Origin of the sequence: Rhodococcus olei, assembly GCF_039540555.1 — a bacterium.
GTDB classification, from domain to species: domain Bacteria; phylum Actinomycetota; class Actinomycetes; order Mycobacteriales; family Mycobacteriaceae; genus Rhodococcus_G; species Rhodococcus_G olei.
Map to the genome: position 1 here is coordinate 40,782 of NZ_BAABFB010000009.1, position 24,713 is coordinate 65,494.

The 24,713-nt window shown below is 72.5% G+C and carries 1 protein-coding gene; it reads left to right on the plus strand.

What is annotated here, in order from left to right; all coding sequences use genetic code 11:
- The first annotated feature begins 183 nt into the window (after nucleotides 1-183).
- A complete protein-coding gene (locus ABD951_RS01310; protein WP_345341282.1) occupies nucleotides 184-24,633 on the plus strand; it encodes a non-ribosomal peptide synthase/polyketide synthase in 24,450 nt (8,149 codons plus the stop codon).
- Nucleotides 24,634-24,713: the final 80 nt, after the last annotated feature.

Genomic DNA, 24,713 nt, shown 5'->3' on the forward strand with positions numbered 1-24,713 from the left:
CCGTGCACGGTGGGTGCTGACCGGTCGGTCACGTATGAGCTGACCGGTCGGTCACGTATCTTGGACTGCGGTCGCGGGCGGCTCGGTGCTGCCCGCGTGCTGCTGCCTGTGCCTGCCAGACCTGCCGTGCGGCGTCGCGTGACTCGCGTGTCACCCAAGCGGCAGTACGTAAACGAATAGTTGATGTTCGAAAGCTCGGAGGACCTGTTGTCTGCTGCGGATCTGACCCGTTCGATCTCCGCTCTCGCCGCGGATCGTCCGGACGCGGTGGTCGTGTCCGTCGACGGACTGTCGGTCACCTACGCGGAGCTCGAGCAGCGGATGCAGGTCCTGGCGGGGGCGCTCGCCGAGCGGGGCATGGACGACGAGGCGATCGTGTCGGTGGTGCTGACCGGTCTGGTCCCGACGATCGTCGCGGCCGAGGGCGGCATCGGCGCCGTGCTCGACCGGATCCGTGACGACGCGCGCTCCGGTGGCGTCGAGGCCGCCGCGGACGGTCCGGGGCCGGACGGATGGCCGCTCGCGTCCGCGACGACCCTCTGGCAGGAATGGGTGCAGCAGGACCCCGACGCGGTGGCCGTCGCAGCGGGCGGAGTCGAGACCGGCCGCGGCGACCTGAACCGGCGCGCGAACCGGCTGGCCCGCGAGCTGGCCGCCGGGGGAGTCGGGCCCGGCGACGTGGTCGCGCTCGTCGTCCCGCGATCGCTGGACTGGGTCGTCGGCATGCTCGCGGCCTGGAAGGTCGGGGCCGCGTACTCGCCGCTGGACCGGGACTGGCCGGTCGAGCGCATCGCCGGGCTGCTCGCCGCGAGCGGGGCCCGTGCGGTGGTCACCACCACCGCCTGGTCGGGCCGGAGCGAGGCCCAGCTGCCGGCGACGATCGTGCTCGACGATCCCGAGACCGCGGCCCGGATCGGGGCCCGCGACGACGCGGACCTTCCCGATCCGTGGGGCGCGGAGGGGGCCGGCGACCGGTTGGCGTACGTGATCTCGACCTCCGGGTCCACCGGCCGTCCGAAGCCGACACTGGTCGCGATGCGCGGCGTGTCGAACACGTGGCAGTGGTATCGCGACACCCTCGACCTGCAGCCCGGCGCCGGTGTGCTGGTCGCCAGCTCCCCGCTGTTCGACCTGACCCAGAAGAACGTGTGGGCCTCGCTGACGTCGGGTGCGGTGCTCCGGCTCGCGGGTGAACTGTTCGATCCCCAGGAGATCCTGCGCGAGGTCGGAGCCGGCCGGATCCAGATCGTCAACATGGCCCCGAGTGCCTTCGAGGTGCTCGTCGACCTCGACACCGACCGGGTGCTGCGCACGTTGTCGACCGTGATTCTCGGCGGTGAGCAGGTACGGCCCTCCTCGTACGCCGCGCTGGTGGGCGCCGACGTCACGGTCCTGAACTCGTACGGGCCCACCGAGGCGTCGGACGTGACCACCAGCTACCGGCTGGACCTGTCGACGGTCGACGCGGAGACCCTGCCCGTGCCGATCGGCAGCCCGATCCCGGGCGTCGTGCACCACGTCCTCGACGCGCGCCTGCGCCCGCTGCCGGCCGGGATCGTCGGCGAGCTGTACATCGGGGGTCCCGCGGTCGGCCGTGGTTACGGCGACATGGCCGGGCTGACGGCGTCGCGGTTCGTGGCCGATCCGTCCGGGCCTCCCGGGTCGCGGATGTACCGCACCGGTGACATCGTCCGCCAGCGCGGCGACGGCGAGCTGGTGTTCATGGGGCGCAGCGACTTCCAGGTGAAGATCCGCGGACTCCGGATCGAGCTCGGCGAGATCGAGGCCGCGCTGACCGCGATCCCGTCGGTGCTGCAGTCGATCGTGGTGGTCCACGAACGCGCCGGGCAGCAGCACCTGGTCGGCTACGTGACCGCCGCCGCGGGCGCGGTGCTCGACCCGCGGTCGCTGGCCGACGAGCTGCGCGTGGTCCTGCCGTCGCACATGGTCCCGGACGTGCTGACGGTACTCGACGCGATGCCGTTGAACGCCAGCGGAAAGATCGATCGCGGCGCGCTCCCCGAGCCCGAATTCGGTGACACCGGAACAGAATTCGTCGAACCGCGCACGCAGCTCGAGGAGCTGATCTGCGGTGTGTTCGCCGACGTCGTCGGGGTCGACCGGGTCGGTGTCACCCAGTCCTTCTTCGACCTGGGCGGGAACTCGCTCGGGGCCACGCGCATCGCGGCCCGGATCAGCGACGCGACCGGCGTCGAGGTGGGGATGCGCGACGTGTTCGACGCACCCACGGTCGAGGGACTGGCGGTTCGGGTCGGCGAGCTGGAGGCGGAGGGCGCGCCGCGGGTGGCGCTCGTCGCCGGGGAGCGGCCCGAGCGGCTGCCGTTGTCGCTGGCGCAGCAGCGCATGTGGTTCCTCAACCGCTACGACCCGGAGTCTCCGGTCTACAACATCCCGTTCACGGTTCGGCTGACGGGACAGCTGGACGAGGCCGCGCTGCGCGGTGCCCTGGCCGACGTGATCGAGCGGCACGAGGCGCTGCGGACGGTGTTCCCGGAGTCGGATGCCGGCGCGCATCAGGTCGTGCTGCCCGCCGCGCAGGTGGCGCCGGAGCTGGTTCCGGTCGACGTCGCGCCTGCGGACGTCGACGGGTGGCTGTTCGCGTTCGCCTCGGAGGGCTTCGACCTGGTCGACGCCCCGCCGCTGCGGGCGGCGCTGGTGCGGACCGGCCCCACCGAACACGTCCTCGTCCTGGTCATGCACCACATCGCCGCCGACGGCGGGTCCACCGTGCCGCTGGCTCGCGACGTGATGCTCGCCTACTCCGCGCGGGTCGAGGGTGGTGCCCCCGCGTGGCCCGCACTGCCGGTGCAGTACGCCGACTACGCGATCTGGCAGCGGGCGCTGCTCGGTGCCGAGGACGACCCGAATTCCGTTGCGGCGCGGCAGGTCGACTTCTGGTCGTCGACCCTGGCCGGGGCTCCGGACGTGCTCGCGCTGCCGACCGACCGGCCCCGGCCGACCACCCGGTCGATGGCGGGTGGCGCGGTCGAGTTCACGATCGACGCGGACCTGCACCGCCGGCTCGAGGCCCTCGCCCGCACCCGCAACGCGTCGTTGTTCATGGTGTTGCACGGCGCCCTCGCCGTCCTGCTGTCCCGGATCAGCGACAGCTCGGACATCACGATCGGGACCGCGGTCGCGGGCCGCGGCAACGAGGCGCTGGTCAACCTCGTCGGGATGTTCGTCAACACCCTCGTGTTGCGCACCGAGGTCGAGGCGAGCGCCGGGTTCGGTGCGCTGCTCGACCAGGTGCGGGTCCGGGATCTGGCGGCGTTCGCGCACCAGGACGTGCCGTTCGAGCAGCTCGTCGAGGTGCTCAACCCGGTCCGCTCCACCTCGCACTCCCCGCTGTTCCAGGTGATGCTCTCGCATCAGCGCAACGCGGTGCCTGCGCTCGAGTTCGCCGGGCTCGAGGTCGCCGGCGGCGCGGTGGACGTGCAGTTCAGCAAATTCGACCTGTCCCTCGACCTGGCCGAGAGCTGGTCGCCGGAGGGGCGGCCGGACGGCATCGCGGCGGTGTTCACCCACGCCACCGACATCTTCGACGAGGCGACGGTGCGCGGATTCGCCGATCGCTACCTGCGCATCCTCGACGCGATCGCCGACGATCCGGACGCGGTCGTCGGCGACATCACCCTCCTCGACGAGCGGGAACGGGCCGCGCTGTCGCCGGTCCGGGGACCGGAGGGGGTGGCCCCCGCGACGCTGGCCGACCTGCTCGCCACCGCGGCGGCGAGCAACCCCGACGGCGAGGCCGTGACCTTCCGCGGGCGGTCGCTGACCTACCGCGAACTCGACGAACGCTCCAACCGGCTGGCTCGGGTGCTGATCGAGCGCGGCGTCGGACCCGAGACCTTCGTCGCGCTGGGGGTCACCCGGTCTATCGAGTCGGTGCTCGGGATCTGGGCGGTGGCGAAGGCGGGCGGCGCGTACGTGCCGGTCGACCCGCGGTACCCGGCCGATCGGATCGCGCACATGGTGTCCGATTCCGGTGTCACGCTGGGGATCTCGGTTTCCTCGGAGGTCGGTGCCTTCCCCGCGGATCTGCAGTGGCTGCTCCTCGACGACGGCGACTTCGCCGCCGCGTGTGCGGCTCGGTCGGCGGCCCCGATCGAGGACTCCGAGCGGCGCGCCGTCCCGACGCCCGCGAACAGCGCGTACGTCATCTACACGTCGGGAACCACCGGCACCCCGAAGGGCGTCGTCGTCACCCACGGCGGGCTCGCGAACTTCGCGGCCGAGCAGCGCGAGCGCTACCGCGTCACCACGGCGTCGCGCACCCTGCACTTCGCCTCCCCGAGCTTCGACGCGTCGGTGCTCGAGTTCCTGCTGGCGGTCGGCGCCGGCGCGACCATGGTGATCGTGCCCGCGGACGTCTACGGCGGCCCGGAGTTCGCCGCCTTCCTGGCCGAGCACCGGGTCACGCACGCCTTCGTCACCCCCGCGGCGCTGGCGTCCGTCGACCCCGCCGGGCTCGACGACTTCGAGGTCGTCGTCGCCGGCGGCGAGGCGGTGCCCGCCGAGCTCGTGGACCGCTGGTCTCCCGGACGCCGGATGCACAACGGGTACGGACCCACCGAGACCACGATCATGACGAACATCAGCGACCCGATGGTCGCGGGTGACCGGGTCACCATCGGTGGCCCGATCCGCGGCGTGCGCGCCCTGGTCCTCGACGGCCGGCTGCGGCCGGTCCCGGTGGGTGTCACGGGTGAGCTGTACCTGTCGGGCCCCGGCCTGGCCCGCGGCTATCACCGCCGCGGCGGGTTGACCGCCGACCGGTTCGTGGCGAACCCGCACGGTGAGCCGGGTGAGCGGATGTACCGCACCGGTGACGTGGTCCGCTGGGTGGAGACGGCCGCCGGCCTCGAGGTCTCCTACGTCGGGCGTTCGGACTTCCAGGTCAAGGTGCGTGGATTCCGGATCGAGCTCGGCGAGATCGAGGCGGTCCTCGCACGGCACGAGGACGTCGAGTTCGTGTCCGCGGCCGCGGTGCCCGGTCCGGCCGGGGACACCGTGCTCGTGGCGTACGTGTTGCCGGCCGCCGGCCGCACCGTCGAGCCCGCCGCGCTGGCCGAGTTCGCCGGACGCTCCCTGCCCGGCTACATGGTGCCGTCGACGTTCGTCGCGATCGACGAGATCCCGCTGACCCCGGTGGGCAAGCTCGACCGCCGGGCCCTGCCGGTGCCCGAGCACTTCGCGCCGACCCATGAGTTCCGTGCTCCCACAACGTCGCTGGAGAAGTCCATCGCGGCGGTGTTCGAGGAGGTGCTCGGCGCCGAGCGGGTCGGGTTGGACGACTCCTTCTTCGACCTCGGCGGCAACTCGCTGACCGCGACCCGGCTGATCTCGCGGCTGAACACCGCGCTCGGCGTCAAGGCCGCGGTGCGGGAGCTGTTCGAGGCGCCCACCGTCGCGGCCCTGGCCCGGCGGATGGACCTGATCGGTGTCGACGACGCCGCGCGTCCGCCGCTCGCACCGCAGCCGCGGCCGGAGCGCATCCCGCTCTCGCTCGCCCAGCAGCGCATGTGGTTCGTCAACCGCTTCGACCCGGCGTCGGCCGCCTACAACATCCCGCTCGGGCTGCGCCTGTCGGGTGATCTCGACCTCGCGGCGCTCCGGGCGGCGATCGTCGACGTGATCGGCAGGCACGAGTCGCTGCGGACCGTGTACCCGGATTCGGTCGACGGTCCGTACCAGCGGATCCGGGCGGCCGCCGAGTTCGCCCCCGAGCTGCCCGTCGTGCCGGTCGCGGACGAGGCCGACCTGCTCGGTCGGGTGCACGAGCTGGCCGGGGCCGGCTTCGACGTCACCGCCGAGGTTCCGGTCCGGGCCGCGCTGTTCGCGCTCGGCGCGACCGAACACGTGCTGGTCGTGGTGGTGCACCACATCTCGGCGGACGGGTCCTCGATGGCGCCGCTGGCCCGAGACCTGGTGCTCGCCTACGGCGCCCGCACCGGCGGTGCCGCCCCGCAGTGGCCGGCGCTCGCGGTGCAGTACGCGGACTTCGCGCTCTGGCAGCGGGAGGTGCTCGGCGACGACGAGGACCCGGAATCGGTCGCCGGCGCGCAGCTCGCGCACTGGGAGCAGACCCTCGCCGGACTCCCCGAGGTGCTCGAACTGCCGCTGGACCGGCAGCGTGCCGCGGTCCGTGCCGCCGCGGGCGGGGTGGTCGAGTTCGACATCGAACCGAGCCTGCAGACCGCGCTGAACGAGGTTGCGCAGCAGACGACGTCGTCGCTGTTCATGGTCGTCCACGCCGCGTTCGCGGCGCTGCTCTCGCGCCTGGCCGGCACCGACGACGTCGCGATCGCGACACCTGTCGCGGGTCGCGGCGAGCGTGAGCTCGACGACCTCGTCGGCATGTTCGTCAACACGCTGGTGCTGCGCACCCCGGTGCCGGCGGAGGGCCGGTTCGGGGACCTGCTGGTCGCGACCCGGCTGTCCGACCTGGCCGCCTTCGAGAACGCGGACGTCCCGTTCGAGCGCGTCGTCGAGGCCCTGCGGCCGACCCGCTCGTCCTCGTTCGCCCCGTTCACGCAGGTCATGCTGAGCCTGCAGAACATGGAACGGCCGACGGTGGAGCTGCCCGGCCTGACGGTCAGTGTGCTCGCCGACCAGGACGGCCCGGCGAAGTACGACCTCGGCATCACCCTCGACGAGCAGGTCGGCGAGGACGGCGCGGCGGCGGGGATCGCCGGCTACGTCGAGTACGCGACCGACGTGTTCGACGAGGTGACCGCGCGGACGATCGGCGAACGGTTCGTCCGGGTGCTGGAGGCGATCGTCGCCGACCTCGACGTGGTGGTCGGGGACATCGACATCTTCACCGCGCAGGAGCGGGCCGAGGCGGTCGAGGCCGACCCGCGTCAGGGCGGGCTCGCCGCCCAGCAGGTCTCCGCGGACGTGCTGGCGCGGCCGCTGCCCGAACTGCTCGACGCCGCGGCCGGCCTGCGCCCGAACGAGGTGGCGGTCTCGCACAACGGGATCGAGGTCACCTACAAGCAGCTGCACGACAAGTCGACCGAGCTGGCGAAGACCCTCGGTGCGATGGGCGTCGGTGCCGAGGCGGCCGTGACCGTGGCCCTGTCCACGCTCGTCCCGGGCCTGCTCGACGGCAGCGACGGTGAGGAGTTCGCGCAGCGGTTCGCCGCCGTGCTGGCCGGCCTGGTCGCGGACGACGGCGGCGGGTCGCCGGCCGAGCGCTTCGTCGTGGACTGGTTCACCGAGCAGGCCGCCGCGACGCCGTACGCCGTCGCGCTGTACTACGAAGGGGTCGAGGTCACCTATCGGGACCTCGACGAGCGGTCGAATCGCCTTGCCCGGCACCTGATCTCGCGAGGTGTCGGACCGGAGGTCCCGGTCGCGATCGCGATGCGCCGGTCCGTCGAGGCGATGGTCGCGATCTACGCGGTGCTCAAGTCCGGCGGCACCTACGTTCCGCTCGACCCGGAGCACCCCGCCGAACGCACCGCGTACGTGCTCGAGGCGTCGGGCGCGCGGTTCGTGCTGACCACGGGGGAGGGCGTCGACCTTCCCGCCGACGCGCCGGTCCTGTCCGTCGACGACTGCGATCCGGCCGTGGTCGACCCCGGGCCGATCACCGACGCCGACCGCACCGCCCCGTTGCTTCCCGACAACGGTGCCTACGTGATCTTCACGTCCGGGTCCACCGGGCGCCCGAAGGGCGTGGTGTGCACCCACGCGGGTCTGACCAACCAGATGCAGTGGACGATCGACCAGTACCGCCTCGTCGCCACCGACAACGTGGTGCAGAAGGCGCCGTACACGTTCGACGTGTCGATGTGGGAGTGTCTGGCCCCGCTGCTGGTCGGCGGCCGGGTGGTCATCGCGCGCCACGGCGGGCACCGTGAACCGGACTACCTGTCCGAGCTGATCCGCGGTCAGGGCGTGACCGTGGTCGAGTTCGTGCCGTCGATGCTCGACGTGTTCCTCTCCGGCGAGTTCGGCAACGTTCTCGACTCGGTGCGGTTCGTGGTCGCGGGTGGCGAAACCCTGCTGCCCGGTTTGATCACCCGGTTCCGGGAGGTGAGCTCCGCCGAGCTGGTCAACACCTACGGCCCGACCGAGTTCACCGTCACCGCAACGTATTCGGAACTGAAGCTGCCGTTCGGCTCGGTGGTTCCGATCGGTGTGCCCCTGCTGAACTCCAGCGCCCGCGTGCTCGACCCGCGCCTGCGCCCGGTTCCCCAGGGGGTGGCCGGCGAGCTGTACCTCTCGGGTGTCCAGCTCGCCCGCGGATACCAGGACCGTCCCGGACTGTCGGCGGCGCGCTTCGTTCCCGACCCGTTCGGCGCCGCCGGTGAGCGGATGTACCGGACCGGCGACCTGGTCCGGTGGAACAACCACGGAGAGCTCGAGTTCCTGGGCCGCACCGACTTCCAGGTGAAGCTGCGTGGTCTGCGGATCGAGCTCGGCGAGATCGAGTCGGTGCTGCACGAGCACCCCGACGTCGCGCAGGCCGCCGTCGCGGTCGCCGGTGAGGGTGCCACGCAGGTCCTCGCCGCCTACCTCGTTCCCGCGCGCGACCGGACCGTCGACGTCGACGCCGTGCTCGCGGCCGCCGCGCAGCGCCTGCCGGACTACATGATCCCGGACACGGTGATGTTGCTCGACGAGATGCCGCTGAATGCGAGCGGCAAACTGGACCGCAAGGCGCTGCCCGAGCCCGAACTGCGCGCCCGGGCGGGCGCGTTCCGGGCTCCCGCCACGCCGGTCGAGGACGTCATCGCGGGCGTCTTCGGCGACGTGCTCGGGGCGGACCGGATCAGCGTCGACGAGTCCTTCTTCGACCTCGGCGGCAACTCGCTCAGCGCCACCCGGGTCGTCGCCCGCGTCAACGAGGCGCTCGGCGTCGAGCTGAACGTGCGGGAACTGTTCGAGGGGCCGAGCGTCGCGGAACTGGCCCTCCTGGTCGGAAACGGGTCCGGCGGGACCCGGGCGCGGGTGGAGCTGACCAGGCGCCCCCGTCCCGAACGGATCCCGCTGTCGCTTGCCCAGCGCCGGATGTGGTTCATCAACCAGTTCGACACCGAGTCGGCCGCCTACAACATGCCGCTGGCACTGCGTCTGCGCGGCGAGATCGACCCGGCCGTGCTGCACGCCGCGCTGACCGACGTGATCGAGCGCCACGAGTCGCTGCGCACCGTGTTCCCCGACACCGAGGACGGTCCTTACCAGCTCGTGGTGCCGGTGGACCGGGTGGTCGCCGGGATCCGCACCTCCACGGTCGCGGACGAACGGCAGCTGCACGAGCTGCTGGCGGCGTCCGCCACCCGCGGATTCGACGTGACCACCGAGGTTCCGGTGCGGGTCGAGATCGTCGAGATCGGCCCCGACGAGCGGGTGCTGATGGTGGTGGTGCACCACATCAGCGCCGACGGCGCCTCGATGGCGCCCCTGTTCCGTGACGTCGTGGTCGCCTACGCCGCCCGGTCCGCCGGGACCGCGCCCGCGTGGGCCGAGTTGCCGGTCCAGTACCCGGACTTCGCCCTCTGGCAGCAGGAGTTCCTCGGCGACGAGGACGATCCCGAGTCCGCCCTCGCACGGCAGATCGAGCACTGGCGCCGTGCCCTGTCCGGGCTGCCCGAACTGCTCGAACTGCCGACCGACCGGCCCCGGCCGGCGGTGCAGTCCCTGCGCGGCACGACCCTGGCCTTCGACATCGACGAGCGCCTGCACCGCGGTGTGCTCGCGTTGGCCCGAGCGAACCGGTCGAGCCTGTTCATGACGATGCACGCGGCGCTCGCGGTACTGCTCGAGCGGCTCAGCGGCACCTCCGACGTCGCGATCGGCACGCCCGTCGCCGGTCGAGGCGAGCGCGCGCTCGACGACCTGGTCGGCATGTTCGTCAACACGCTCGTGCTGCGGTCGTCGGTCGACCCGGACGCCCGTTTCGTCGATCTGCTCTCCGACGTCCGGGCGACCGACGTCGAGGCCTTCGGCCACGCGGACGTTCCGTTCGAGCGGCTCGTCGAGGTGCTCGACGTCAAGCGTTCGACCGCGCACCAGCCCCTGTTCCAGGTCGCGCTGTCCCTCGACAACAACGAGGACGTGGCGCTGGAACTGCCCGGGCTGCAGGTGACGGCGATCGACACGCCGTTGGGCATCTCGAAGTTCGACCTGCAGCTGAGCCTCGCCGAGAGCTACGACGAGCGGGGCGCGGCGGCGGGGATCGCCGCGGTCTTCGACTACGCCACCGATCTGTTCGACGAGCAGACCGTGCGCGGTTTCGCGCGGCGCTTCGTCCGCATTCTCGACGCGGTCGTCGCGGACCCGGACGTCGCGCTCGGTGACATCGACATCCTCGACGACGACGAGCGCATCGCCGCGCCTGCCGCCGGTTCGGCGCTGCCGGAGCCCGCGACCCTCGCGCAGCTGTACGCGGCGGGTGCCGCGATCGACCCCGAGGGCATCGCGGTGTCCCACGCCGGGACGGAGCTGACCTACCGCGAGCTCGACGAGCGCTCCAACCGCCTTGCGCGCGTGATGATCGCGCGCGGCGCCGGACCGGAGTCGGTGGTGGCGCTGGCGGTGCGCCGGTCGCTGGAATCGGTCCTGGGGATCTGGGCGATCGCCAAGACCGGCGCCGCGTACCTGCCGGTGGATCCGAAGTACCCGGCCGAGCGGATCGCCGAGATGCTCGCGGACTCGGCCGCGGTCCTCGGCCTGACGACGTCCGCGCAGCGCGACGCGCTGCCTGCCGCTTACTGGCTGGTGCTCGACGACCCGGAGACGGCGGCCCTGATCGAGGCCGCGCCTGCCGACCCGATCGACGATCGGGACCGCACGGCGCCGGTGCACGTCGACCAGCCCGCGTACGTCATCTACACCTCCGGCTCGACCGGCAAGCCGAAGGGCGTGCTGGTGCCGCACCGCGGGCTGGCGAACCTCGCCGCGGACCTGCGGGTCCAGTACGGGGTGTCCCGGACCTCCCGGTTCCTGCACGTGGCGTCGCCGAGCTTCGACACCTCCGTCGGTGAGCTGTTGGCGGCCTTCACGTCCGGCGCGACGCTGGTGGTCTCGCCGGCCGACGTGTTCGGTGGCGAGGAACTCGCCGACCTGGTGGCCGCGGAGCGCGTGACGAACATCGTCATGACCCCCACCGCGCTGATGACCGTCGACCCGACCGGCCTGGACACCGTCGAGACGGTGATCGTCGGCGGCGACGTGTGCACCCCGGAGCTCGTCGCGCGCTGGGCGCCCGGCCACGACATGCGCAACGCCTACGGCCCGACCGAGACCACGGTGATCGTCACGATCACCGACCCGCTGGTCGCGGGGGAGAGGGTGACCATCGGTGCCCCGATGACCGGGGTGTCGGCGATGGTGCTCGACGGCCGGCTGCGGCCGGTGCCGCGCGGCGTGCCCGGCGAGCTGTACATCGGCGGCCCCGGCGTGGTGCGCGGCTACCACGGCCGCTTCGGGATCACCGCCGAGCGCTTCGTCGCGAACCCGCACGGTGCACCGGGTGAGCGGATGTACCGCACCGGAGACGTGGTGCGCTGGACCGCCGATCACACGATCGAGTACGTGGGCCGCAGCGACTTCCAGGTCAAGGTCCGCGGCTTCCGCGTCGAGCTCGGCGAGATCGACGCCGCGCTCACCGCCGCACCCGAGGTCGACTTCGCGGTGACGGTCGGAGTCGACGACCCGGCCGGTCGGACCGCGCTGGTCTCGTACGTGCACCCGCTCACCGGCCACGCGCTGGACGCCGACGCACTCAAGGCGCAGGTCGCCGAGCGGCTGCCCGCCCACATGGTGCCTGCGCTGGTCGTCGTGATCGACGAGGTGCCGCTCACCGCGATCGGCAAGCTCGACCGTGCCCGCCTGCCCGAGCCGCAGTTCGCTTCGGCGACAACCGAGTTCCGCGCACCCTCGACCCCGCTCGAGTCGACGGTCGCGGAGGCGTTCGCGGCCGTGCTGGGGCTCGACCGCGTCGGTGCCGACGACTCGTTCTTCGACCTCGGCGGCAACTCGCTGATCGCCACCCGGGTCATCTCGCGCGTGCGCGCGGCCACCGGGACCAAGATCGGCGTGCGCGAACTGTTCGAGGCGCCGACCGTCGCCGCGCTCGCCGCCCGGCTGGGCCGGCTCGTCGGCTCGTCGGACACCCGTCCCGCACTGCGCGCCGGGGCACGGCCGGAGCGGATCCCGCTGTCGCTGGCCCAGTCCCGCATGTGGTTCCTCAACCGCTTCGACCCGGACTCGCCCGCGTACAACGTCCCGATGGCGGTGCGGCTGCGCGGCGCGATCGACCCGCAGGTCCTCGCCGCCGCGCTCGCCGACGTCGTCGCGCGGCACGAGACCCTGCGCACCGTGTACCCCGACTCGGCCGACGGCCCGCACCAGGTGATCCTGCCCGCGGAGGAGGTCCCGGTCGACCTCGCCCCGGTGCCCGTCGCAGAGTCCGCGCTGCCCGCGGCGCTGCTCGGCCTGGTCACCGAGGGATTCGACGTCACCGCCGCGGTGCCCGTGCGGGTCCGGCTGTTCGAGCTCGGCACGGACGACCACGTCCTCGCCGCCGTGATCCACCACGTGTCCACCGACGGCGAGTCCACCGCGCCGTTCGTGCGCGACATCGTGCTCGCCTACGCGGCCCGCGCCGCCGGCATCACGCCCGAGTTCCCGTCGATGCCGGTGCAGTACGCGGACTTCGCGCTGTGGCAGCGGGAACTGCTCGGCAGTGAGGACGACCCGGCCAGCCTGGTGTCCGAGCAGATCGGCTTCTGGCGCGCGGCGCTGGCCGACCTGCCGGACCTGCTGGAGCTGCCGATCGACCATCCGCGGCCGCCCGTGCAGACCCTGCGCGGCCGGCGGGTCGACTTCACCGTCGACGCCGAGGTCCACCGCCGGCTCGAGGCACTGGCCCGGCGCCACAACGCCTCCGCCTTCATGGTGGCGCACGCGGCCTTCGCGGCGCTGCTGAGCAGGCTGTCGGGCAGCGACGACATCGCGGTCGGCACCCCGATCGCCGGCCGCGGCGAACCGGAACTCGACCCGGTCGTCGGCATGTTCGTCAACACCCTGGCCCTGCGCACCCCCGTCGACGGCGGACACAGCTTCGAGCAGCTGCTCGGCGCGGTCCGCGAGCGCGACCTGGCCGCGTTCTCGCACGCGGACGTCCCGTTCGAGCGGTTGGTCGAGGTGCTCAACCCGGCGCGGACCACCGCGCACCACCCGATCTTCCAGGTGGGCTTCTCGTTCCAGAACACGACCAGGGCGGAGCTGGCACTGCCCGGCCTGGCCGTCACCCCGCTCGAGGCGGGCGGCGACACCGCGCAGTTCGACCTGCACCTGATCCTGTCGGACGAACACGACGCGGACGGGTCGGCCGCCGGCATCACCGGCGTGTTCACCTACGCGGAGGACCTGTTCACGGAGTCGACGGTCGAGCGGATCGCGCACCAGTTCGTGCGGCTCCTCGACGGCGCGCTGGCCGAGCCCGCGCGCCCCGTCGGCGATCTCGCGCTGCTGGACACGGCGGAGCGCACGAGCGTGCTGGTGGATCGGAACGACACCGCCCACGCGCTGCCGGACGCCACCCTGGTGGACCTGTTCGGGGCGGCCGTCGCCGCCGACCCGGACGCCACCGCGCTGGTGTTCGAGGGGACCTCCCTCACCTACCGCGAACTCGACCAGCGGGTGAACCGCCTGGCCCGCCACCTGATCGGTCTCGGCGCAGGCCCGGAGACGGTGGTCGGCCTCGCCCTGCACCGCTCGATCGACCTGATCGTCGGGATGTACGCGATCGCCACGACCGGCGCCGCCTACCTGCCGATCGATCCGGACCATCCGGCCGAACGCACCCGGTTCGTGCTCGACAGCGCCCGGCCGCTGAGCGTGCTCGGCACGGCCGCGACCGCGCAGCTGCTGCCCGAGGGCACCGCCACCGTCGTGGTGGACGAGCTGGACCTGGACGCGCTCGATCCCCGACCGGTCACCGATGCCGACCGGCGGGCGCCGCTGCGGCCGGACAATGCCGCGTACGTGATCTACACGTCGGGCTCGACCGGCCGGCCCAAGGGCGTGACGGTCCCGCACCGCGCGATCTGCAACCAGTTGCGCTGGAAGCAGTCCCAGTACCCGTTGACCGCCGCGGACGCGGTGCTGCAGAAGACCCCGGCCACGTTCGACCTCTCGGTCTGGGAGTTCTGGTGGGCGCTGACCGCGGGCGCCCGACTGGTGGTCGCCCGTCCCGACGGGCACCGCGACCCGGAGTACCTGGCGCGGGTCATGCACGAGAACTCGGTCACCACGGCGCATTTCGTGCCGTCGCTGCTCACCGCGTTCATGGCGGTCGTCGACCCGGCCCAGGTGTCGGCGCTGCGGCAGGTGCTGTGCATCGGTGAGGCGCTGCCTGCCGACACCGTCGCGCGTTTCCGTGCCTTCAGCGACGCGGCGCTGCACAACCTCTACGGCCCGACCGAGGCCGCCGTCAGCGTGACCCACCACGAGTGCGGTCCGGAGGACGGCGCGGTCGTCCCGATCGGCGTGCCCGAGTGGAACACCCGGGTCTACGTGCTCGACAGCCGGCTCGCGCCGGTGCCCCCGGGGGTGACCGGTGAGCTGTACCTGGCCGGTACCCAGCTCGCCCGCGGCTACCTCGGGCGCCACGACCTGACCGCGGACCGCTTCGTCGCCGACCCGTTCTCCGACACGGGCGAGCGGATGTACCGCACCGGTGACCTGGTGCGCTGGAACGCCTCGGGCTCGCTGGACTACATCGGCCGCGTCGACTTCCAGGTGAAGGTTCGCGGCTTCCGGATCGAGCTGGGCGAGATCGAGAACGCCCTGCTCGCCCATCCCGACGTGGCGCAGTCGGTGGTCCTGGTCCACAGCGACCCGCACACCGGCGACCAGATCGTCGGGTACCTCGTCGCGGAACCGGGCATGCGCGTCGACCCGCAGGAGGTCTCGGAGTTCGCGGGCAAGCGTCTGCCCGGCTACATGGTGCCGTCGGTGCTGATGGTGCTCGACGAGCTGCCGCTGAGCGTCAACGGCAAGCTCGACCGCAAGGCCCTGCCGGAGCCCGAGTTCGGTTCCGTCGGTGAGCAGTTCGTCGCTCCCCGCGATCCGGTGGAGGAGATCCTGGCCGGCATCTTCGCCGACGTGCTCGGCGTGGAGCGGGTCAGCGTCGCCGACAGCTTCTTCGACCTCGGCGGCAACTCGCTGATCGCGACCCGCGTGGTGGCGCGGATCAACGCCGCGCTGGACACCGCGCTCGGGGTGCGTGAGCTGTTCGAGGCGCCCACGGTGTCCGCGTTGGCCGCCCGCGCCGAGCAGTCGGGGTCGGGGAACGCCGACCGACCCGCCCTGGTGCCGCAGCCGCGGCCGACGCAGGTTCCGCTCTCGCCGGCGCAGTCCCGGATGTGGTTCATCAACCAGTTCGACACGTCCTCGGCCGCCTACAACATCCCGCTCGCGATCCGGCTGACCGGCGAGCTCGACGCGCCCGCGCTCGAGCGGGCGCTGGCCGACGTCGTCGAGCGGCACGAGAGCCTGCGCACCGTGTACCCGGACACCGGTGCCGGCCCGGCGCAGATGGTGCGCCCGGCCTCGCAGGTGTTCTCGGGTCTTCCGGTGGCGGAGGTCGCCGACGAGGCCGCCCTGTACCAGCAGGTCGTCGACGTCGTCGGAGCCGGTTTCGACGTCGCTGCCGAGGTCCCGGTGCGGGCCCGGTTGCTGCGCCTGACCGAGCACGATCACGTGCTGGTGATGGCCGTGCACCACATCTCGGCGGACGGCGCGTCCACCGCGCCGCTCGCGCGCGACGTCATGGTCGCGTACAGCGCCCGCACGGCGGGCCTCGAGCCGGGCTGGGAGCCGCTGCCGGTCCAGTACGCCGACTTCGCGCTGTGGCAGCGCGCCCTGCTCGGCGACGAGGACGCGACCGACAGCGTGGCCGCCCGGCAGATCGCGTACTGGCGCGAGACCCTACGCGGGCTGCCTGCCGTGCTCCCGCTGCCGACCGACCGTCCGCGCCCCTCGACCCAGTCGATGCGCGGTGCCGACTTCGAGTTCGAGATCGGCGGCGAGCTGCGTGAGCGGCTCGGAGTCCTTGCACGCGAACACAATGCCTCGCTGTTCATGGTCGCGCATGCGGCGCTGGCAGTGCTGCTGGCCCGGCTGAGCGCCACCGAGGACATCGCGATCGGCACGGCCATCGAGGGCCGCGGCGAGGCCGCGCTCGACGACCTCGTCGGGATGTTCGTGAACACGCTGGTGCTGCGCACCCAGGTCGATCCGGCCGAGTCGTTCGCCGACTTCCTGGGACAGGTGCGTCACCAGGACCTCGGGGCCTTCACGCACACGGATGTGCCGTTCGAGCGGCTGGTGGAGATCCTGCAGCCGGAGCGGTCCACCGCGTACTCGCCGCTGTTCCAGGTGGCGCTGGCCTTCCAGAACGTGGAGCAGGCGCACCTCGAGCTGCCCGGTCTGACGGTGCAGGGCCTCGACGGGGGCCCGGCCGCCGCGAAGTTCGACCTGCAGGTCACGCTCGCGGACCGGCCCGCCGACGAGAACGGCGAGACCTCGATGCTCGGGGTGCTCACGTACGCCACCGATCTGTTCGACGAACGGACGATCGCCGGTTTCGCGCAGCGGTTCCGGATGATCCTCGAGGCCGTCACCGCGGACCCGACCGGCCCGGTCGGGGACATCGACCTGATGCCGGCACCGGAACGCGCGGAGCTGGCACCCGTCCGCGGCGGCGCCGACGCCGAGCCGGTGTCGCTGGCCGATATTCTCACGGCCGCCGCCACCGCCGATCCGGATGCCGTCGCCCTGGTCTGCGAGGGTGCCGAGGTCACCTACCGCGAACTCGACGAGCGGTCGAACCGGCTTGCGCGCGTGCTCATCTCGCGCGGCGTCGGTGCCGAGGACTTCGTCGGTCTCGCGGTCACGCGGTCCGTCGAGTCGGTGCTGTCGATCTGGGCGGTGGCCAAGACCGGCGCGGCCTTCGTGCCGATCGACCCGGGCTATCCGTTCGACCGGATCGTGCACATGGTCACCGACTCCGGCATCGCGCTCGGCGTGACCACCGCGTCGCACGCGGCCACGCTGCCGGACACCGTGTCGTGGTTCGTGCTCGATTCACCCGAATTCGAACAGGAATGCGCCGCGGTCGATCCCGGGCCGGTGACCGACGCCGACCGCAGTCGCCGAATCCGGATCGACGACGCGGCGTACGTGATCTACACCTCGGGCTCGACCGGCCTGCCGAAGGGCGTCGTGGTGACCCACTCGGGTCTCGCGAACGTCGTCGCCGAGCAGCGCGACCGCCTCGGGGTCACCGCGCGGTCCCGGGTGCTGTACTTCGCGTCGTCGAGCTTCGACGCCTCGGTGTTCGAGCTGCTGCTCGGGTTCGCGGCCGCGTCCACGCTGGTGGTCGCGTCCGGCGTGATCTACGGCGGCGAGGAGATGGCGCGGGTGCTCAAGCGGCACCGGGTCACCCACGCGTTCATGACGCCGTCCGCCCTCGCGACCGTCGACCCGACCGGGCTCGACTTCGTGGAGACGCTCACGGTCGCCGGTGAGGCGTGCCCGCCGGAACTGATGCAGCGGTGGGCGCCGGGCCGCCGGATGTTCAACCTGTACGGGCCGTCCGAGGCGACGATCTGGAGCAGCGCCACCGACCCGATGGACGCCGGCCGACCCGTCACCATCGGGTCGCCGATCCGGGGCGTGGACCTCCTGGTCCTCGACGCCCGGCTGGCGCCCGTGCCCGAAGGCGTCGCCGGCGAGCTGTACGTGGCCGGCCCCAGCCTCGCCCGCGGATACCACGACCGGTACGGACTCACCGCCGCACGGTTCGTCGCCAACCCGTACGGTGCGCCGGGCAGCCGGATGTACCGCACCGGCGACGTCGTGCGCTGGATCCGCGACCGGGACGAGACGGACCTGGTCCTGGACTACGTCGGCCGGTCCGACTTCCAGGTGAAGGTTCGCGGGTTCCGCATCGAACTCGGCGAGATCGACGCCGAGCTCACCGCCCACCCGAGCGTCGACTTCGCGGTCACGGTCGGGCACGAGCGGGCCGGCACCGGCCAGACGGTGCTGGTGTCGTACGTCAAGCCCGTCGCGGGACAGACCGTCGACTCCGCCGCGCTGTCGGCGTTCGTCGCCGAGACCCTGCCTGGCTACATGGTCCCGTCGTCGATCATGGCGATCGACGAGATCCCCACCACCCCGGCCGGCAAGCTCGACCGCAACGCGCTGCCCGAGCCGCTGTTCAGCGGGTCGACGGGCAGCCACCGCGCGCCGTCCACGCCGATGGAAGAGGCGATCGCCGCGGTGTACGCCGAGGTGCTCGGAGTCGAGCGGGTCGGCGTCGACGACTCGTTCTTCGCGCTCGGCGGGGACAGCATCGTCTCGATCCAGCTCACCACCCGCGCCCGGGCGGCCGGGGTGCTGTTCACCGCGAAGGACGTCTTCGACCGCAAGACGGTGGCGGGCCTCGCCGAGGTCGCGGTCTGGGCGTCGCAGGCGCCGGAGCAGCAGACCCTGGCGGAACTGCCGGGCGGTGGTGTCGGCGAGATCGAGCCGACCCCGATCGTGCGCTGGCTCACCGAGACGGCGGGGACCTTCACGCGTTTCTCGCAGGCGATGCTGCTGACGCTTCCCGCCGGCATCACGGACGCGGCGCTGGCCACGACCGTCGACGCCGTTCTCGCGCACCACGACATCCTGCGTTCGCGGCTGACCGGCGACGCCGGACAGTGGGTGTTCGAGGCGTTGCCTGCCGACGCCTCCCACGGCGCCGAGCAGCTGATCGAGCGCGTCGAGTTCGCCGACGCCCCGGGCACCCCGGAGTTCGAGTCGACGGTCGCGGCGGCGCTGGACGCCGCCGCCGGACGTCTCGACCCGACGGCCGGACGGATGGTCGAGTTCGTCTGGTTCGATCCGGCACCTTCGCTGACCGGGCACGTCGGCCGGCTGCTGGTGCTCGCGCACCACCTGGTCGTGGACGGCGTGTCGTGGCGAATCCTGGTGCAGGACTTCGCGACTGCCGGAAGCCAGGTCCTGCACGATCAGCAGCCGCAGCTCGAGCCGGTCGGGACCTCGGTCCGGGCGTGGTCGCACGCGCTGGCCGCCGCGGCCGGCTCCGCGCAGCGCCGCGGCGAGCTCGGGTACTGGACCTCGGTCCTCGCCGGGCCCGACCCGGTGCTGGGCCGGCGCGGCTTCGACCCCGAGCGCGACGTCGTGGCCACCGTGGACCGGCTGTCGGTCACGTTCGACACCGACGTCACCAGCGCGCTGCTGACCCGGGTGCCGGAGGCGGTCAACGGCGGCGTCAACGACGGACTGCTCGCGGCACTGGCCATCGCGGTGGCCCGCTGGCGCGACCGCCGCGGCACCACCGAGAACTCGCTGCTGCTCAACCTCGAGGGCCACGGCCGGGAGGAGTCCGCGGTCCCCGGTGCCGATCTGGGCCGCACGGTCGGCTGGTTCACCAGCTTGTTCCCGGTCCGGCTCGACCTCGACGGGGTCGACCTCGACGAGGCGTTCGCGGCCGGCGCCGCGGCCGGGACCGCGCTGAAGGCGGTCAAGGAGCAGTTGCTGGCGGTTCCCGATCACGGCATCGGCTACGGCATGCTGCGCTATCTCGACCCGGAGTCGGCGGCCGAGCTCGCGGACGGCCCGACCCCGCAGATCGGGTTCAACTACCTCGGTCGTGCGGGCAACGTCGAGCTGCCTGCCGAGATCCGGGATCTCGGCTGGGTTCCGGACGGCGAGTCCGGTGAGTTCGGGGGCGCGATGGACGACCGGATGGTGGCGCCTGCGGTGCTCAGCATCAACGCCGTCACCGCGGAGACCGCCGACGGGCCGCAACTGAGCGCCGGGTTCGCGTTCGCCACCGGCATCCTCGACGAGGCCGAGGTGCGCGAACTCGCGGACCTGTGGGTCGAGGCCGCGTCCGCGCTGGCCCGCTACGCGGCCACCCCGGGCAGCGGAGGGCTGACGCCGTCCGACGTGCCGCTGGTCGCCGTCGGGCAGCGGGACCTCGAGACGTGGGAGGCGCGCTACCCCGGCGTGAGCGACGTGTGGCCCCTCGCGCCGCTGCAGACGGGCATGTTCTTCCACTCGGTGCTGGCCGAGGACACGCTCGACATCTACACCGCGCAGGTGGTGCTCGATCTCGAGGGCACCGTCGACGCGGCGCGGATGCGGGCGGCGGCGGAGGCGCTGATCGCCCGGCACGCGAACCTGCGCACCGCGTTCGTGCAGAGCGAGGACGGGATCGCGACCCAGGTGGTCGTCGACTCGGTCCCGCTGCCGTGGGCGGAGCTGGACCTGTCGACGCTGCCCGAGGGCGAGCGCGCGGCGCGACTGCGTACCGTGCTCGACGAGCACCGCGTCGCCCGCTTCGACATGGCGCAGCCGCCGCTGGTGCGTTTCCTGCTGATCCGCACCGGGCCCGAGAGCCACCGGCTCTCGATCAGCAACCACCACATCCTGCTCGACGGCTGGTCGATGCCGCTGCTGATGAAGGATCTGCTGGTCCTGTACGCGACCGGTGGCGACGCCTCGATGCTGCCGCGGGTGCGCGGGTACCGGGACTTCCTCGCCTGGGTGGCCGAGCGGGACCGGCAGGCCTCACGCACGGCGTGGGCGCAGGCGCTGGCCGGGCTCGACGCGCCGACGATCCTGGCCCCAGCCGCGGCGGGCGGCACCGCCGAACCGGTCGAGCTGGAACTGGCCGTCGGCACCGCCCTCAGCGCGCACCTGAGCGGGATCGCGCGGGACCGCGGCGTCACGATGAACACCATCGTGCAGGCCGCGTGGGGTCTGCTGCTGGCCGGCATCACCGGATCCGACGACGTCGTGTTCGGTGCGACGGTGTCGGGCCGGCCGCCGGAGATCACGGGTATCGAGTCGATGGTCGGGCTGTTCATCAACACCCTTCCGGTCCGCGTGCGGATCGACCCGGGCGAGTCGCTGCTGGCCCTCGTCGTGCGCGTGCAGTCCGAGCAGTCGGCGTTGCTGGGCCACCACCACCTGGCCCTGCCGGAGATCCAGCACGCCGCCGGCATCGGGAGCCTGTTCGACACGCTGACCGTGTTCGAGTCGTACCCGATCGACCAGGACGGCCTCACCGCGCACACCGACATCGACGGGATGCGGGTGGTCGGTGCGGGCATCCACGACGCCTCGCACTACCCGATCAGCCTGCTGGCACAGTCGGAGGGCGAGCTGCGGCTGGTGCTCAAGTACCTGCCCGACGTGTTCGACGTCGGCGCGGTCGAGCGGCTCGGCGCCCACCTGCTCCGGATCGTGCGGACGCTCGGGACCGCGGCCGGGACCCCGGTCGGCGAGCTCGACCTGCTCGCGGACGACGAGCGCGAGCTGGTCCTGGACCGGTGGACCGACAACGATCGCGACGTGCCTGCGCAGACCGTGGCGGCCATGGTGGCCGCGCAGGTCGCGCGGACACCGGAGGCGCCGGCGATCGTGTCGGAGTCCGGGACGCTGACCTACCGGGAGTTCGACGCCCGGGTCAATCGACTCGCCCGGCACCTGATCTCGCTGGGAGCCGGACCGGAGTCGGTGGTCGGCATCGCCCTGCAGCGGTCGACCGACCAGGTGATCGCGATCCACGCGGTGGTGGCGGCCGGTGCCGCCTACGTCCCGATCGATCTCGATCACCCGGTCGAACGCACCCGGCACGTCCTCGACAGCGCCGCGCCGGTGTGCGTGCTCGCGGTCGCGGCCGACGCGCGCCGGATCGAATCCACCGTGCCGGTCGTGACGGTCGACGACCTCGACCTGTCCGCGGTGTCGCAGGACCCGGTCACCGACGTCGACCGCACCCGCGCGCTGCGCCCGCAGAACCCGGCGTACACGCTGTTCACCTCCGGATCGACGGGGCGTCCGAAGGGGGTCGCGATCACCCACGCCGCGCTGGCCAACCAGCTGGTGTGGATGCGCGACCACCACGGCATCGGGGCGGACGACGCGGTGCTCCAGAAGACGCCGTTCACCTTCGACGCGGCGGTGTGGGAGCTGTTCCTGCCGCTCGTCGTCGGTGCGCGTCTGGTCGTGGCCGCCCACGGTGGCGATCGCGACCCCGCGTATCTCGCCCAGCTGGTCGAGTCCGAGTCGGTGACGGTCGTGCAGTTCGTGCCGTCGGTGCTCGCACTGTTCCTCGACAGCGCCAAGCCGGCGCAGCTGGTCTCGCTGCGGCAGGTGTTCGCCGGTGGCGAGGCGTTGCCGCAGGCGATGGCGGATCGTCTGGGGACACTGAGCGCGGCGCGGCTGGTGAACCTGTACGGGCCGACCGAGGTGACGATCAACGCGACCTCGCACACCGTGCGGCCCGGGGCACGGGGAACGACCGCCCTGATCGGGAGGCCCGCGTGGAACACCCGGGCCTACGTCCTCGACGCGCGGCTGCGGCCGACCCCGGTCGGCGTCGCCGGGGAGCTCCACCTCGCCGGTGCGCAGCTGGCACGCGGGTACGCCGGCAGTGCCCGGCTCACCGCCGAACGGTTCGTGGCGAGCCCGTTCGGTCGACCGGGCGAACGGCTGTACCGGACCGGCGACCTGGTGCGCTGGACCGAGGACGGAGAACTGGAGTTCGTCGGGCGCACCGACTTCCAGGTCAAGGTTCGTGGCCTGCGCATCGAACTCGGAGAGGTCGAGGCGGCGCTGGTGCGGCACCCCGACGTGGCCCGTGCCGCGGTGATCGTGCACAGCGGTGACGTGGGCGACCGGCTGGTGGCCTACGTCGTGCCCCGTGCCGGCGCGACGATCCGGGTGGACGATCTGACCGCGTCGTCGGCCCGGACCCTGCCGGGCTACATGGTTCCCGACGCGATCGTGAGCCTCGCCGAACTGCCCCTCGGCAGCAGCGGCAAGCTGGACCGGCGGGCGCTGCCCGTGCCCGAGTTCGCCGCGAGCGCGGCGTACCGGTCGCCGCGCACGGCGACCGAACGAGCACTGGCGGAGATCGTCGCCGGGATCCTCGGCCGCGACCGGGTCGGCGTCGACGACTCGTTCTTCGAACTCGGCGGGGACAGCATCGTGTCGATGCAGCTGGTCGCGCGTGCTCGCGCCGCCGGGCTGCCGTTCACCGCCCGGGACGTGTTCGAGCGGCCCACGGTGGCCGGCCTCGCCGACGTCGTCGACGGCGGCGGGACCCCGGTCCTGGAGGAGTTCGACGGCGGCGGCGTCGGAGTCGTCCCGCTGAACCCGGTGGCAGCCAAGATGATCGAACGCGGCGGCGACCACAGCCGGTTCGTGATGCCGATGATGCTCACGCTGCCTGCCGGTGTCGACGAGGACCGGTTGGTCGCGACGATCTCGGCCGTGGTCGACCGACACGACGCGCTGCGCGCGACCCTGGTCGACGTGGACGGTGCACCCGCACTGGACATCGCGCCCGCCGGTGGGTGCGACGTCGCCGGGTGGGTGGACCGCATCGACCTGACGCCCGATGCCGGGCCCGGCACGGAGGAGTTCGTGCGGATCGCCTCGGCCGAGTTCGAGGCGGCGCTGGGCCGTCTCGACCCGCGAGCCGGTGCGATGGTTCGGTTCGTGTGGTTCGCGCCCCCGTCACCGACGGCCACCGGTCGCCTGCTCGTGGTGCCGCATCACCTCGTCATCGACTCGGTGTCGTGGCGAATCCTGGTGCCGGACTTCGCCTCCGCGGGCGCGCAGGTCGCGGCCGGCCGGTCGCCGGTGCTCGAGCCGGTGGGCACCTCGCTGCGGCGGTGGACGGCCGGACAGGTCGAGGCCGCGACCGCGGCGGGGCGGGTCAGCGAGCTCGACCTGTGGCGCTCGATGCTCGGCGGGACCGATCCGCTGCTCGGGTCGCGGGCCCTGGACCTGGAGACGGATCTGGTGAGCACCCTCGCCCGCACCCAGGTGGACGTTCCGGTCGAGGTCACCGAGGCCCTGCTGGGCACTGTCCCCGCGGCGCTCGGCGGCGAGATCGGCGACGTTCTCGGGGCCGCGCTGGCGCTGGCGATCGCGGTCTGGCGACGGCGTCGTGGAGTCGAGGAGACGGCGACGTTGGTCACCCTCGAGGGCCACGGCCGCGAGGAGTCCGTCGTGCCCGGTGCGGACCTGTCCCGCACGGTCGGCTGGTTCACCACGATGTACCCGGCCCGGCTCGACCTGGCGGGTGTCGACCTCGACGACGCGCTGCGCGGCGGCCGGGCGGCCGACGCCGCCGTGGCCGCGGTCCGCGATCAGCTGCGGGCGATCCCGGACAAGGGGATCGGCTACGGCATGCTCCGGTACCTCAACCCGGTGACCGCGGCCGTGCTGCGGGAGTTGCCCGAGCCGCAGATCGTGTTCAACTACATCGGCCGCGTCGGCGCCGACGAGATCCCGGAGGCGCTGCGCGACGTCGGCTGGCTCCCGGACTTCGACGCCGACGACATCAGCGGTGCCGAGACGAGCCGGATGCCGGCGCAGGCAGTCCTCGACATCCAGTCGGTGGTGGCCGAGTCGGCCGACGGGCCGCGGCTGACGGCGTACCTGTCGTTCCCCCCGGACATCCTGTCCGCGGCGGAGGTCGATCGGTTCACCGAGTTGTGGGTGGAGGCGTTGACCGCGCTGGTGGCGCGGGCGGGGTCGCGATGAGAGCGCGTCGTGGCGGCGGCTCGTCCCGGCGTGCGGGTGAGCGTCGGCGGCGGTGAAACGGGGGTGACCCGCGCGTCCAG